The following is a 13,738-nucleotide window of genomic DNA, read 5'->3' as shown; positions in this document are numbered from 1 at the left end:
GAGCTGCCGCAGGCTGCGATCTTTTCAGTTTTTTGCCTGAATCAGGCAGCAGCGCTCAGGTTTTTGCTGGAGTTCAGCGTATTGGCCTGCGAATACTGCTGATTCATGCTGACGATCAATTTGCTCAGGGCCTCGGCTACTGCGCCTTGATCGATGGTGCCGCTGTTCTGGCTGCTGCCCGTTTGCAGCGCCGCTTTCAATTCGTCGCTGCTGACGCCACCGCTGTTGTCCGTGTCGAGCATCTTGAGCAGGGCCGCACCATTGTCGGTGCTGCTGGTGGACGAGGTTGCGGCCAGGGCGCTACTCAGTTCGCTGGTGCTGATGCTGCCATCACCATTCGTGTCGAGTTGGCCAAACAGGGACTGGCTGGACAGTTGTTGTGGCGGCTGAGGCGGCGTGAGGGCGGCAACCAGCTCGTCCTTGCTCACGCTCCCGTCGTTGTTAGTGTCCAGCGCGGCGAACAGGCTCTTGCTGTCGGCAGTACTGCCGGCTTTCGTCAGGCCCGCGCTCAGCTCATCGCTGCTGATGCTGCCATTACTGTTGCTGTCCAGAAGGCTGAGCATAGTGTCGGCCAGTTCCGTGCTGGGCGGCTGATCATTATGGGCTTGGCAGGACGATGGCGTCATGGCGGCCATTTCCTGGCTGCTCAGACCTCCACTGTTATCGCTGTCCAGGCTGCTGAATTGCTGGCTCAGGCTGTTCAGTACGCGGCTGTCGCTTTTCTTCGCCAGGGCGCTGTTCAGCTCATCCTTGGAAACGGTTCCGTCGCCATTGGTGTCGAGTTTGGCGAACAACTCTTTCTGACGCTGCTGGAGGCGGGCGGCATAGGCCGCACTGGTGGCGCTGGTATAGCTGGAGTTACTGCTGACGCTGCCGATCATGGGCTCACTCCCTGGATGGATAAAACCGGTGAAGGCACCGGCCCATACAGCCTCGGGGGAGCAGTTGTCGTGGGTATGTGGAATTTGTACGAATCAGCACACAGAGTCTGTTCAGGCCCGTGGCAGGCAGACCACGGCAGTCAGGCCGCCGCCCGGGGTTTCTTCCAGGCTTAATGCCCCGCCCAGCCGTTGGGCGGCTTCGCGGGCGATGGTCATGCCCAGTCCAATGCCGCCAGAGTTGCGGTTGCGTGAACCTTCCAGGCGAAAGAACGGCTCGAACACGGCTTCGCGTTTGTCGGCGTTGATTCCCGGGCCATGATCGATCACTCGAATGATCAGCTGTTCACGGCTGTCTTCAAGGGTGATCAGTGCCTGGCCGGCGTACCGCAAGGCATTGTCCAGCAAGTTATTGATGCACGACCGCAGGGCCATCGGTTGAACCTGCAACGGTGCACAGTGCCCGCTGGCCTGCACGTCAGCGCCCTGATCCTGGGCGTTTTCGCAGAGCGATTCGATCAGCGCCTGCACGTCCATCCACTGCAGGGCTTCGCTGGTACGTTGTTCGTGCAGGTAGCTGAGGGTCGCATCGAGCATGCGAATCATGTCGTCGAGGTCCTGCCGCATCTGCCCTTGCAGCTTGATGTCGTCGATCTTCTCCAGGCGCAACTTGAGCCGCGACAATGGCGTACGCAGGTCATGGGAAACGGCGCCGAGCATCCGCGAGCGCTGCTGCACCTGCTCACGGATACGCTTTTGCATCAGGTTGAAGGTGTGCGCCGCCTGCCGTGATTCTCGGGGGCCGGACTCATCAAGCGGTGGGCTGTCGAGGTTTTCGCTGAGGCTCTCGGCGGCCGCGCTCAAGCGTTGAATCGGCCGGGACAGCAGCTTTGCGCCGTACCAGGCGGCAATCACCAGCGAGATAAGCTGAAAGGTCAGCGGTACGATCGGGCCGCCAAACCAGGGCCGCGGCGGTCTGTGTTTGAAGGGCGGAGGCGGTTGCCCATTGAACCCGGCGGAAAACTCCGGCGGTGGAGGGGGCGGGGGATGGCCGTAATGGTGAAACCAGAAGAACGCCAGAAGGTGCGCCAGGATAATCGCCAGCAACAGCACGCCAAACAGGCGGCCGAACAGCGTATCGAAGCGCGCACGCATCAGCCGATGTCTCGGGCGTCGAACAGGTAACCTTCGCCGCGAACGGTTTTGATCAACTGAGGGGATTTGGGATCGTCACCGAGCTTTTGCCGCAGGCGCGAGACCAGCAGATCGATACTGCGATCGAACGCTTCGATCGAACGTCCACGGGCGGCGTCCAGTAATTGCTCGCGGCTGAGCACCCGTCGCGGGCGCTCGATGAATACCCAGAGCAAACGGAATTCGGCGTTCGACAGCGGCACCACCAGGCCATCGACGGAGATCAACTGGCGGAGCACGCTATTGAGGCGCCAGTTGTCGAAGCGAATGTTGGCGCGTTGTTCGGTACGGTCATCGCGCACGCGGCGCAGGATGGTTTGAATCCGTGCGACCAGCTCTCGTGGCTCGAACGGCTTGGCCATGTAATCGTCGGCCCCCAGTTCCAGGCCGATAATGCGGTCGGTGGGTTCGCAGCGGGCGGTGAGCATCAGGATCGGGATGTCCGATTCGGCGCGCAGCCAGCGGCACAGCGACAGACCGTCTTCGCCGGGCAGCATCAGGTCCAGCACGACCACGTCGTAATGCTCCGCTTGCAGCGCCAGCCGCATCGCGGCGCCGTCGGTAACGCCGCTGGCGTGGATGTTGAAGCGGGCCAGGTAGTCGATCAGCAGTTCGCGGATCGGAACGTCGTCGTCAACGATCAGCGCGCGGGTGTTCCAGCGTTTGTCTTCGCCGGCTGCGGGGGCTTTTTGATCATCGTTCAGAGGAGCAGGGCTATTTTGCATGCGTACGTTCATCTGCCAGAGAGGCTGCCAACCACAAAAGATGGGCTGCGAGGTTGTGGCTTCAGCATAAGGCGTCCGGCCGTGAGGCGGGAAGTGCTGTAGGAAGTCTTGCGGTTGGCGAGGGTAGCCTTGGGCGGTGTTGAGGGCGTGTCGTGAGTGTATCTGTTTCGACACAATTGCCGGGCGTGCAGGGTTTATCATCCGCCAACCGGCACTGTTGAAGATGATTTACCGATCATCGGGTCCCGGACGGGCTCGCGTTCCGCTACAATGCGCGCCGATTTCGACTTGCCTGAGAGCCCACTCATGTCCGCCTGCCAGACTCCTATCATCGTCGCCCTGGATTTCCCTACCCGTGACGCCGCACTGAAGCTGGCCGACCAGTTGGACCCGAAACTGTGCCGGGTCAAAGTCGGTAAAGAACTCTTCACCAGCTGCGCTTCGGAAATCGTCGGGACCTTGCGCGACAAGGGCTTCGAGGTGTTTCTCGACCTTAAATTCCATGACATTCCAAACACCACCGCGATGGCCGTCAAGGCGGCTGCGGAAATGGGCGTGTGGATGGTCAATGTGCATTGTTCCGGCGGTCTGCGCATGATGGCGGCCTGTCGCGAAGTGCTCGACCAGCGCAGCGGCCCAAAACCGCTGTTGATCGGCGTGACCGTGCTGACCAGCATGGAGCGTGAAGATCTGGCCGGGATTGGCCTGGACATCGAGCCGCAAGAGCAGGTATTGCGTCTGGCGGCACTGGCAGAAAAAGCCGGGATGGATGGCCTGGTGTGCTCGGCGCTGGAGGCCTCGGCGTTGAAAGCGGCGCACCCGTCGCTGCAACTGGTGACCCCGGGGATCCGTCCGGCGGGCAGCGCCCAGGACGATCAGCGTCGTATCCTGACACCGCGCCAGGCCCTGGATGCCGGTTCCGACTATCTGGTGATTGGTCGTCCGATCAGCCAGGCGGCCGATCCGGCCAAGGCCCTGGCCGACGTCGTGGCCGAACTGGCGTAAATCTTACAGATCGTTCCCATGCTCTGCGTGGGAACGCCTCACCGGATGCTCTGCGTCCGCTTCGGCGATTGACGCAGAGCGTCAAGGGCTGCATTCCCACGCAGAGCGTGGGAACGATCAATGTAGTCAGATACTTCGTTAAACCTTTAACACCAACTTGCCAAAATTCTCGCCGCTGAACAGCTTCATCAGCGTTTCCGGGAATGTCTCCAGTCCTTCGACGATGTCTTCCTTGCTCTTGAGCTGCCCCTTGGCCATCCACCCGGCCATTTCCTGCCCGGCAGCAGCGAACTGCGCGGCGTAATCCATCACTACAAAGCCTTCCATCCGCGCACGGTTGACCAGCAGCGACAGATAATTGGCCGGACCTTTGACCGCTTCCTTGTTGTTGTACTGGCTGATGGCGCCGCAGATCACCACGCGCGCCTTCATGTTCAGGCGGCTGAGCACGGCGTCGAGAATATCCCCGCCGACGTTATCGAAATACACATCTACCCCTTTCGGGCATTCGCGCTTGAGGCCGGCAACCACGTCTTCGTGCTTGTAGTCGATGGCGCCGTCGAAGCCCAGCTCGTCAATCAGGAACTTGCACTTGTCCGCGCCGCCGGCGATACCCACTACGCGACAGCCTTTGATCTTGGCAATCTGCCCGGCAATGCTGCCCACCGCGCCTGCTGCACCCGACAGCACCACGGTCTCCCCGGCCTTCGGCGCCCCGACGTCGAGCAGTGCGAAGTAAGCGGTCATGCCAGTCATGCCCAGCGCTGACAAATAACGCGGCAATGGCGCCAGTTTCGGATCGACCTTGTAGAAACCTCGTGGCTCCCCAAGGAAATAATCCTGCACACCCAGCGCACCGTTGACGTAATCGCCCACGGCAAAGCCCGGGTTGTTCGAGGCAATCACCTTGCCCACTCCGAGTGCGCGCATGACTTCGCCGATGCCCACGGGCGGGATGTAGGACTTGCCTTCGTTCATCCAGCCACGCATGGCCGGGTCCAGCGACAGGTACTCGTTCTTGACCAGGACCTGGCCCGCCGCCGGCTCACCGACAGGGACTTGTTGATAGGTAAAGGTCTCGCGGGTCGCAGCTCCCACCGGACGTTTGGCGAGCAGGAATTGACGGTTGGTCTGGGCAGTCATGGCGGGCACTCAAGGTTGAATGAAGTCTGATTGATAAACCCTCATGGCGGTTGTCGCAAGGTTTGCTGACACAGCGAATACAGCCCGATCCAAAGGAGTGATAGTCGTGCGGGGATCTTCATCACTGCAACTCATAAGCAATCAACCGGCCCTCTGATAGTGCTGCCGTGTGACGGGGCGGGGTGCCTAGACTGCGAAAACGAGATCCCCCACATCGTTCGAGGACCTAACAATGAGCATGACGTTTTCCGGCCAGGTGGCGTTGGTGACAGGGGCTGCCGCCGGTATCGGCCGCGCAACCGCCCAGGCGTTTGCCGCCGAAGGCTTGAAAGTGGTGGTCGCGGACCTTGATGTGGCCGGCGGCGAAAGTACCGTCGAGCTGATTCGGGCTGCCGGTGGCGAAGCGGTTTTCGTGCGGTGCAACGTGACCCAGGAGAACGATGTACAGAATCTGATGGCGAAGGCGGTGAGTACTTATGGGCGCGTCGACTACGCCTTCAACAATGCCGGGATCGAAATCGAAAAGGGCAAGCTCGCCGAAGGCACGCTCGATGAGTTCGACGCGATCATGGGCGTCAACGTCAAAGGCGTCTGGTTGTGCATGAAGTACCAACTGCCGCTGATGCTGGCGCAAGGTGGCGGCGCGATCGTCAATACCGCTTCGGTGGCCGGGCTTGGCGCGGCGCCGAAGATGAGTATCTATGCGGCGTCCAAGCACGCGGTCATCGGCCTGACGAAATCGGCGGCCATCGAATATGCGAAGAAGAAAATCCGCGTGAATGCGGTCTGTCCGGCGGTTATCGATACGGACATGTTCCGCCGCGCCTATGAGGCCGATCCGAAAAAAGCCGATTTCGCCGCCGCCATGCACCCGGTGGGACGTATTGGCAAGGTCGAGGAAATTGCCAGTGCGGTGCTTTATCTGTGCAGCGATGGGGCGGCGTTCACCACCGGTCACTCGCTGACGGTGGATGGTGGGGTGACGGCGTTCTGATGATTTGCCTGCGACGTAGTGCCGGGCATTGTGTTTCAAGGGGTTAGAGGAGGGTGTTTTAGCGGCGTTGTCGCACAGCTTCATGCGAGCGCCTGTGCTTAACTGGCCCCAGAAAAACAGTTGGAGTGGGTCTCTCATGGAATTGAGAATCGATCGGCAGGCGTTGGTGCCTGTCGTGCAGCAAATTGTTGACGCCCTCGCTGGCTGGATTCGCCAAGGTGCCATTGAGCCCGGAACGCGTTTGCCGTCGATTCGACAACTGGCCCGGGAAAACCTGCTCAGTCAGTCCAGTGTCATTGAGGCGTATGAGCGCATGGTCGCCCAAGGCGTGCTGGCGTCGCGTCATGGCTCGGGTTTTTTCGTTGCCGGGCCTTTGGGCGCGACACATCGTTGCGCTGACCCATCGGGCCCCACGGCGGCTGACGCAAACAGTGTCGGGGTGGTCGATGACCCGTTGGGCATGTTGCCGCTGGGGCGTGGTGGTATGCCCGAAAGCTGGCGCGAGAGCGACGATCTCAGTTATGCCATTCGCCAGGTTTCGCGTACCGACATGGCCGGAATGTTCAACTACAGCCCTTCATACGGGTTGCCTGTCTTGCGCCAACAGATCCTCAAACGCCTGCAACAGATGAGTATTACCGTCGATGAGAACCAGGTTCTCACCACTACGGGAGCTACTCACGGGCTTGATCTGATCATACGGACGCTGCTCAAACCGGGTGATTGCGTGGTGGTCGAAAGTCCGGGGTATTCGAATCTGTTCAAGCTGCTCAGGTTGCATGGTGTCAGGTTGCTGGAAGTACCACGGACCCCTCGCGGCCCGGACATTGAAGTCCTTGAGGCCCTGTTGAGCGCGAACAATCCCCGTGCGTTGTTCATCAATAGCCTGTTCCACAATCCGACCGGCAGTAGCCTGGCACTCGCCGTTGCGCAACGGATTCTGCAATTGGCCAAGCGTTATGAATTAATCATCGTCGAGGATGACGTCTACGCAGACTTCCAGGGCAGTGCCGGCACCCGTCTGGCGGCACTGGATGCGGGTCAGAACGTGGTCTATGTCGGCAGCTTTTCGAAAACCCTCAGCAGTTCGCTGCGGGTCGGTTATGTCGTGGCCAGCGCTGCAATCATTGCGCGTCTGGCAGACATGAAGATGATTACCAGCCTGGGAGCTTCGCGGTTTTGCGAGTCGGTGCTGAGCAGTCTGTTGGCCAATGGCGCCTACCGCAAACTGGTACAGCGCCAGCGTCAGCGATTGAAGCGAGATATGGCGGCGACATTGCTGGTGCTTGAAGACGCCGACTGGGAGGTGTTCGGCAAGCCTGCGGGCGGGTTGTACATTTGGGCCCGACCACGAGAGCACGAATCGGCACGGGTGCGCACGCTGGCTCACTCATTCGGTATCGTGCTGTCCTCCACGACGGCCTTCAGCCCCAATGGCGAGACCACCGATTGGCTGCGCATCAATGTGGCGTATGCCAGCGATCCTCGGGCGCAGGCGTTTTTTCAGGCGTGCGCCTTACCGGATCGACTTCGACCGTTCTGAAAACGACTCACGCGTAGCTTTTTGCCATTATCGCGGCGCCAAAGGCTTGTGCTTGGGTGCACCCCATTGCGAACCTGCAACAACAGAAAATGGTCGTGTTGCCATTGAGTATGGGAAGGGGGTTACGAGCAATGATTTCGGCCGTGCAAGGACGTTTTGCCAACCTCGGTATGGCAAAAAAACTGGGTGTCGGTTTTATTCTGGTCCTGATGTTGACGGCCGTGGTGGCCGCTATCGGCGTCTGGTCCTTGCAAACCATCAGCCAGCGCTTCGACGGGCTCAAGCAGATGTCGTCGCTCAACAGTGGCCTGCTCAAGGTGCGTTTGCTTGAGCAGGAATACGCCTTGCACAGTGATCCGAAAACCGTCGATGCCTTGCACAAGGGTGTTGACGCGTTGGTCGCCCTCGCAACGCAACTCAAGGCGCAGTCGGCGGCTAACGTTCCGGTGATGAATGATGTCGAGCAGTCACTGGGGGCATACCGCAAAGCCTTCGATGAGTTCGTCGAGCTGACCCAGTCCAAGGAACTGGCGCTGGAAATGGCCAGTTGGTCGGTGTCCAGCGTGGCCAATAACCTCGATGTGTTGCAGGCTGGCCTTGCCGATGATGGCGCTTATGCGCTCAAGGATACCCAAGGCAAGGAGGGCGCGGAGGTTATCGAGCAAGCCAACCAGGTCAGTCAGGTGTCGAGACTGATGTTGCAGGCCATGAATGAGGCGCGAGTGCGCCTGGATCAAAGCCGCAAGGCCAGTGACGAAAGCGCCGAGCAAGGCAAGATTGAACAGGCCGACCAGGCATTGACCCAGGTTGAGGCATTGAAGAGCGCGGTCAAGGACGCGGGCTACCAGACAGTGCTCAACGAAGTGGCCGGGCATATCGCCAGTTTCAGCGAAAAACTTGCCGAGTACACGGGGCTGCTGAGTCAGGAGAAAAAGGTCTATCAGCAGTTGCATGAGCGCGCCGCCGAAGTGGTGCAGCGGGTCGACCAGGCTTACGCGGCCGAGGACCAGTCGATGCAGGCAGAACTGAAGAAGAATTCGGCGTTGATTATTGCGTCTTCGGCGCTTGCGTTGCTGGTCGGGCTGATTGCCGCGTGGGTGATTACTCGCTTGATCGTTGCGCCACTGCGCAGTGTGATTCTCGTCGCCCAGAAAATTGCGGCGGGCGATCTGAGCGCGACCGTGCAGGTGACACGGCGTGATGAAATCGGCCAGTTGATGCAGGCCATGCAGCAAATGGGCGCGGGGCTGAGCAGTATTGTCAGCGGCTTGCAGGCGGGTATCGAGCAGCTTGCGAATTCCGCGCAATCGCTCTCGGCGGTGACCGAGCAGACCAACCTGGAAGTCAGCAGCCAGAAGGAAGAAACCGAGCAAGTCGCCACCGCGATGAATCAGATGACCGCGACTGTGCATGATGTTGCGCGCAATGCCGAGGAAGCGGCACTGGCGGCGCAAACGGCAGACGGCAAGGTCGAAACCGGTCAGCAGGTCGTGCGTCAGAGCATGCAGCGCATCGAGCAACTGGCTGACTCGGCGACGTCGGCCAGCTCCAGCATCGAAAGCCTCAGTGCGGAAATCCAGAACATTGGCACTGTCCTCAGCGTGATCAAGAGCGTTGCCGAGCAGACCAACCTGCTGGCACTCAATGCGGCCATCGAGGCCGCGCGAGCCGGTGAGCAGGGCAGGGGCTTTGCCGTGGTTGCCGATGAAGTCCGGGCCCTGGCCAAGCGTACCCAGCAATCCACAGAAGAAATCGAACGTCTGGTGAGTGCCTTGCGTTCAGCTGCGCAGGCGTCGGTGCAGCAAATACAGAGCAGCGGTGAGCTGGTCAAGCTCGCCGTCAGTGATGCGTTACAGACCGAGAGTGCGCTGGGCAGTATCGCTGCGGCGGTCTCGCTGATTCAGCAGATGAACCAGCAGATCGCTGCAGCGGCCGAACAACAGAGTTCGGTTGCCGAAGAGATCAATCGCAGCGTGACCAGCATCCGTGCCAGTGCCGATCAATCCTCGGTGGCCATGCAAGGCAATGCCACGTCGAGTATCGAGCTGGCGCAATTGGGGGTTGAGCTGAAGGGGATGGTGGGGCATTTCAGGTTGTAAGCGTGTGTGGCGGGGGCGCTTGCTCCCGTCAGTGCGGTCCGCGCTCGGGTGCAGCATTGGTAGAGCGCGGTACTTGTGGTCTGACTGACCTGAGCGAAGGGGAGAGGGTCGCTTCGCGACCCAGCGAAGCTCCCTCGCCACGGGTGTTACCACTATCAGTCGTAGATAGCCTTTTTCTTCCAGTCTGCGTCGGCTTCCACGTCTTTGAGGCCTTCAGTCAACTCGTTAACTTCGCCTTCCACCGGTGCAATGTTGGTCAGCACCATGGAGTTGGAGCGCGCCAGCAGTTTTTCCAGGTACTGCAACTGCTCGCTGTAAACCTGCGGGTCTTGCTGTTTGCGCAAGTACTGCACGCCACGCTCGAACGCCAGGCGGGCTTGCCCGGGTTGTTCCTGCTGCAGTGCATGTTGACCGAGGTTGTTGAAGAACTCGATGTGCAGCAATACCAGGATGTGGCGAACTTCACGAATCCAGCGCTTGGCTTCGTTGGTTGGCAGGAAACCGTCCTGTGCCGCACGAGTGATCTGGCCATGCAAGGCTTCAAGCAAAAAGCGTACGTCCTTGGCCTTGGCTTCAGTCTGGATCGGTGCCGGTGGGTTGTTGACCGGAATCGATTCACCTCGTGCGACCAGCGCACTCAGTTCCTCAATGCGGGCTTTGGCCGTCGAATTGGTTTTATCCAGATTGAGCAGGCGCTGGCAGACGTTGAGTTCCAGTCGCGTCAGCAGCAGCTTGAGCGCCGGAGTCATCAGCTGGCCAGGGAAGGTCTCGGTGATTTCGCCACAGCGGCGCAGTCGATCATTGAGTTCGACCTTGGTGCGGGCCCTTTCCAGTTTATTGTTTTCCACCACATGGTTCATGTAGCCAATGGCGATCAATATTGCGATCCCGACTATTACTAGCAGGGTGATCATGAGTGGTGTCACCGTGAAGACCTCTTTATAGGGTTTGCGTGCGAGTGTAGTGGCTAAGCCTGGGGGCGCATAGGGTGGCGCGACGAGTTGAATCGAGCCTTTGCGCTGTCTATATAGGCAATGTGTGGATGGGCGCACATTGCCATCATCTGCTGGAGAGGACTATAGCGCCTTGGCGAGTGACAGAATATAGGCGTCAAACCCCGGTCGGACGAAAACCCGGAATTGCCCCTCAAAGGGGGGCGAAGTCATTGATTTAAATAAATTTATAGTTGGGGGTTGACGACCCCTCAATCCATCCATAGAATGCGCGCCACTTACAGCGGAAAGCACACAGCGAAACGCGGTAGGGAGTGAATGTTGTACGTGTGTCCCCTTCGTCTAGTGGCCTAGGACACCGCCCTTTCACGGCGGTAACAGGGGTTCGAGTCCCCTAGGGGACGCCAATGCGGGAATAGCTCAGTTGGTAGAGCACGACCTTGCCAAGGTCGGGGTCGCGAGTTCGAGTCTCGTTTCCCGCTCCAATTTTAAACGGCTTTGCTTTCGGGCAGGGCTGAGTGAAACCAGAACCAAGTCTTCGGATGCGGGTCTGGACACCGAAACACACACCATGTGTTCCGGGTAGCGTGTCCCCTTCGTCTAGTGGCCTAGGACACCGCCCTTTCACGGCGGTAACAGGGGTTCGAGTCCCCTAGGGGACGCCATTGCGGGAATAGCTCAGTTGGTAGAGCACGACCTTGCCAAGGTCGGGGTCGCGAGTTCGAGTCTCGTTTCCCGCTCCATATTTAACAAAAACGCCGCTCACTGAGCGGTGTTTTTGTGTGCGCGTTATAAAAGTGCCTCAGCCTCCGAGGCTATGGATCAGGCTATCCAGCACTTCGGCGGTTGTTTCATCCAACTCAGCGACTACCGACGCTCTAAGCTGGTGCGCCAAGCGGTATTCGCTGGGTGTGCAGTTGGCGGAATGCTTGAAGGCTCGAGCGAAGTAGGAAGGGTCCTTGAAACCGGCTTCATAGCCAATGCTGGTGATAGGCATCTGGCTGTTGCCGAGCAATTCCTTCGCAAAATTCATGCGCTTGTTCAGGATGTAATCCATGAAGCCGAGTCCGTAGGCTTCCTTGAACAGGCGGCTGAAGCGAAAGGTCGTTATGCCGCAGCGTTTGGCCACCTCCCTCTGATCGATGTTGTCCCGAAAGTGCTGATCGATGTATAGCAGCACATTGCTCAACGCCTGGTGTTTTTGGTGTTCCGGCGTCATCCGGATACTGCCCGGAAGGGTCGGGGAGTGGTCGATCTGTAACGTCTTGCGTTGGTCGCGAACATTGCGGCGCAGCTCGTGAAGCTGAACGACAGCCATCAGGTAGCGTTTCTTTTCGGCGGCTGAAAGGGGCAGCACCATGTATTCCCAGACACAGGAACGCATCGCCCATACGGCCAGCTCTTCGGAGTGCTGCACGGTGAACATGGTGATCGGAATGGCCGGTGCGGTGCGTTTGATCTCCAGCAGCATCTTCAGGCCGGGTGTGTCGGGGCGATCAAAATGGATGCAGATCATGTCGGCCTGCATCCCGCTGGAAAATCTGGAGTCTTTCACCAGTTTGCAGTCGCAGGCGTGCTCGAACTGCGCCATGAGTTCCGGGGTGGACCGATCGTGGGTCCGATCGAACCAGAGTAGTGATGGTTTCCTGATCACGTTTGACGTCATGTGTTTAGCTCTGGCTTCGGAGGTTCTTCGTGCCTCTCTCCGCTGAGTAGTATTGTCAATGTGATATCGCTATGCAGACTAAATCCTGATAAGAACATCCGAATTTAGTTCTATGCGCTCTATGTTCCGCCTGGCAGTCAGTGCCGGGCGGTTATTTATTGGCGTGTTGGCGGTGGATACCGGGTCAACCGTTCGTCGTTTGTGGATCAAGGGCAATGGCCTTTGCCCGCCGTTCCTTGTTTAGAGCCTTTCCTTTCCCTTCTTTTCCTTCTGCGGACACCCACTACCCGCTAGTTGGCCGTGCCCGCAAAAAAGTCCTAGCGATGCGCAAAATCCTCCTAACCCCCTTGGGGATGCCCTGACTAAGGTAGCTACAAGCAGTGCAAAAAGTGCTGCTCCCCCGGAAGAACAACATTCGAAAATGAGGTGTGCAAAATGACTCTTCAAACTATCAAGGCTTCGGTACTGAAGTTCGCCAAAGACGAAGACGGCCTGACCATCGTGGAATACGCGGTAGCGGGTGGACTGATCACCGTGGCAGTTGCCGCCATGTTCACTCTTTTGGGTGGCGCAGTGAATACCAGGATCACAGCGCTGTGCGCCGCGGTCAAAGGTGCTGCCTGCTGATAATGACAACTTACCGTGGGGGGGACGCGCGACGTCCATGGAGCAACCGGTTGTTACTGTTTTGCTGATAGAGCTGCCGGATAACTCAATGGACATCGTGCCGTCTCTACCAAGGTAGGTACTGAGCTACATGACTGCAGTAGTGAGGTACGCAAAATGACTCTGCAATTAATAAGAACTTCGGTGCACAAGTTCGCCAAAGACGAGGATGGCCTGACCATTGTGGAATACGCAGTGGCAGGCGGGTTGATTACGATCGCTGTTGTCGTTGCGTTCACTCTACTTGGCGGCGCAGTGAACACCAGGATCACAGCACTCTGCGCTGCGGTTAATGGTGCTGCTTGCTGATAACGATAATACCCAGTCGGGAGACGCGCCATGTCCACGGAACTGATGGTATCGACTGTTTTACTGATAGGACTTTTGGGCGTGGCGGTGGTGAGCGATCTGCTTCGCCACCGTATTCCCAACTTGCTGATTCTGCTGGGACTTGCCTTGGGATTGGTCGCTCAGACGTACTTGGGGGGAGTCAGCGGATTGGGAGACAGCCTGTTGGGCATCCTGATCTGTTTTGCACTGTTTCTGCCCATGTACGCCTTGGGTGGCATGGCCGCCGGTGACGTCAAGTTGATGGCCATGGTCGGCAGTTTTCTACCGTTTCATTACGCGTTGTGGGCTGCCTTATTCAGCCTGATTGCCGGTGGCGTGTGCGGTTTCCTGATAGTGCTGGTTCGCGGTCAGTTGTTACAGACCCTGGGGCGCTATTGGCTGATGCTGAGGGCGCAGGCCTATCTGGCACCGACTTCAGAGGAGGTGGCCGGCAAGCCTTTCCCTTATTCGGTTGCCATTTTGCTCGGCACTTTAAACACCATTCACTGGCAGCTCTTTGCCAGTGGGTTGGGAGGTTAGTC

General features: G+C 58.7%; 13 protein-coding genes, 4 tRNA genes and 1 pseudogene. 12 read left to right on the top strand and 6 right to left on the bottom strand.

The features are described 5' to 3' along the window. Nucleotides 1-41: 41 nt before the first annotated feature. The 3 genes from xopAW to BK658_RS28350 all read right to left on the bottom strand — a co-directional run bounded on the left by xopAW (nt 42) and on the right by BK658_RS28350 (nt 2,797). A complete protein-coding gene (gene xopAW, locus BK658_RS28360; RefSeq protein ID WP_123585195.1) occupies nt 42-881 on the bottom strand; it encodes a XopAW family type III secretion system calcium-binding effector in 840 nt (279 codons plus the stop codon). Between the two features lie 111 nt (nt 882-992). After that, nucleotides 993-2,033, bottom strand: coding sequence for a sensor histidine kinase (locus BK658_RS28355; RefSeq protein WP_123585194.1), 1,041 nt, complete (start codon nt 2,031-2,033; stop codon nt 993-995). Continuing rightward, nucleotides 2,033-2,797, bottom strand: coding sequence for a response regulator (locus BK658_RS28350; protein WP_103319086.1), 765 nt, complete (start codon nt 2,795-2,797; stop codon nt 2,033-2,035). Before BK658_RS28350 ends, BK658_RS28355 begins: the two co-directional genes overlap by 1 nt. 306 nt (nt 2,798-3,103) lie before the next feature. Here BK658_RS28350 and pyrF point away from each other — a divergent pair, with 306 nt between their 5' ends. After that, complete coding sequence (gene pyrF, locus BK658_RS28345; protein WP_162491267.1) at nt 3,104-3,802, top strand: orotidine-5'-phosphate decarboxylase; 699 nt, start codon at nt 3,104-3,106, stop codon at nt 3,800-3,802. A 138-nt stretch (nt 3,803-3,940) separates the two neighbouring features. Here the strand turns inward: pyrF and BK658_RS28340 are convergent, their stop codons facing one another. Next, a complete protein-coding gene (locus tag BK658_RS28340; RefSeq protein ID WP_123585193.1) occupies nt 3,941-4,945 on the bottom strand; it encodes an NADP-dependent oxidoreductase in 1,005 nt (334 codons plus the stop codon). A 232-nt stretch (nt 4,946-5,177) separates the two neighbouring features. Here BK658_RS28340 and BK658_RS28335 point away from each other — a divergent pair, with 232 nt between their 5' ends. The 4 genes and pseudogenes from BK658_RS28335 to BK658_RS30900 all read left to right on the top strand — a co-directional run bounded on the left by BK658_RS28335 (nt 5,178) and on the right by BK658_RS30900 (nt 9,581). Further along, nucleotides 5,178-5,939, top strand: a complete 762-nt coding sequence (locus BK658_RS28335; RefSeq protein WP_123585192.1) for an SDR family oxidoreductase — start codon at nt 5,178-5,180, stop codon at nt 5,937-5,939. Between the two features lie 136 nt (nt 5,940-6,075). Beyond that, nucleotides 6,076-7,482: an aminotransferase-like domain-containing protein gene (locus BK658_RS28330; protein ID WP_123585191.1), complete on the top strand. Its 1,407-nt coding sequence runs from the start codon at nt 6,076-6,078 to the stop codon at nt 7,480-7,482. Nucleotides 7,483-7,571: 89 nt separating this feature from the next. Further along, nucleotides 7,572-8,720: pseudogene (locus BK658_RS30905) on the top strand (HAMP domain-containing protein); the annotation flags it as partial. Next, a complete protein-coding gene (locus tag BK658_RS30900) occupies nt 8,700-9,581 on the top strand; it encodes a methyl-accepting chemotaxis protein (protein ID WP_371917849.1) in 882 nt (293 codons plus the stop codon). The pseudogene BK658_RS30905 and the gene BK658_RS30900, both read left to right, overlap by 21 nt. A gap of 155 nt (nt 9,582-9,736) precedes the next feature. On the opposite strand, the gene BK658_RS28320 is transcribed toward BK658_RS30900, so the two are convergent. Continuing rightward, nucleotides 9,737-10,495 (bottom strand): hypothetical protein, encoded by a 759-nt coding sequence (locus BK658_RS28320; RefSeq protein WP_185019916.1) that lies wholly within the window; start codon nt 10,493-10,495, stop codon nt 9,737-9,739. A 370-nt stretch (nt 10,496-10,865) separates the two neighbouring features. Here BK658_RS28320 and BK658_RS28315 point away from each other — a divergent pair. The 4 genes from BK658_RS28315 (at nt 10,866) to BK658_RS28300 (ending at nt 11,277) form a co-directional block, all read left to right on the top strand. After that, nucleotides 10,866-10,941, top strand: a tRNA-Glu gene (locus tag BK658_RS28315). Between the two features lie 2 nt (nt 10,942-10,943). Next, nucleotides 10,944-11,019 (top strand) — tRNA-Gly (locus BK658_RS28310). Between the two features lie 104 nt (nt 11,020-11,123). Next, nucleotides 11,124-11,199: transfer RNA gene (locus tag BK658_RS28305), tRNA-Glu, on the top strand. Between the two features lie 2 nt (nt 11,200-11,201). After that, nucleotides 11,202-11,277: transfer RNA gene (locus BK658_RS28300), tRNA-Gly, on the top strand. Between the two features lie 59 nt (nt 11,278-11,336). On the opposite strand, the gene BK658_RS28295 is transcribed toward BK658_RS28300, so the two are convergent. Continuing rightward, nucleotides 11,337-12,200: a response regulator transcription factor gene (locus tag BK658_RS28295; protein ID WP_123585188.1), complete on the bottom strand. Its 864-nt coding sequence runs from the start codon at nt 12,198-12,200 to the stop codon at nt 11,337-11,339. 435 nt (nt 12,201-12,635) lie between these two features. On the opposite strand from BK658_RS28295, the gene BK658_RS28290 reads away from it, so the two are divergent. From BK658_RS28290 to BK658_RS28280, 3 genes are all read left to right on the top strand, one after another. Further along, nucleotides 12,636-12,827 carry a Flp family type IVb pilin gene (locus BK658_RS28290; protein WP_123585187.1) on the top strand — a complete coding sequence of 64 codons (192 nt, stop codon included), beginning with the start codon at nt 12,636-12,638 and terminating at the stop codon, nt 12,825-12,827. 156 nt (nt 12,828-12,983) lie between these two features. Then, nucleotides 12,984-13,175, top strand: coding sequence for a Flp family type IVb pilin (locus BK658_RS28285; RefSeq protein WP_123585186.1), 192 nt, complete (start codon nt 12,984-12,986; stop codon nt 13,173-13,175). 30 nt (nt 13,176-13,205) lie between these two features. Next, a complete protein-coding gene (locus BK658_RS28280) occupies nt 13,206-13,736 on the top strand; it encodes an A24 family peptidase (RefSeq protein WP_123585185.1) in 531 nt (176 codons plus the stop codon). The last annotated feature ends 2 nt before the right edge of the window (nt 13,737-13,738 follow it).

This window comes from Pseudomonas brassicacearum, assembly GCF_003732175.1.
In the GTDB taxonomy this organism is placed as follows: domain Bacteria; phylum Pseudomonadota; class Gammaproteobacteria; order Pseudomonadales; family Pseudomonadaceae; genus Aquipseudomonas; species Aquipseudomonas brassicacearum_G.
This window is presented reverse-complemented; position numbering and strand designations above follow the sequence as displayed.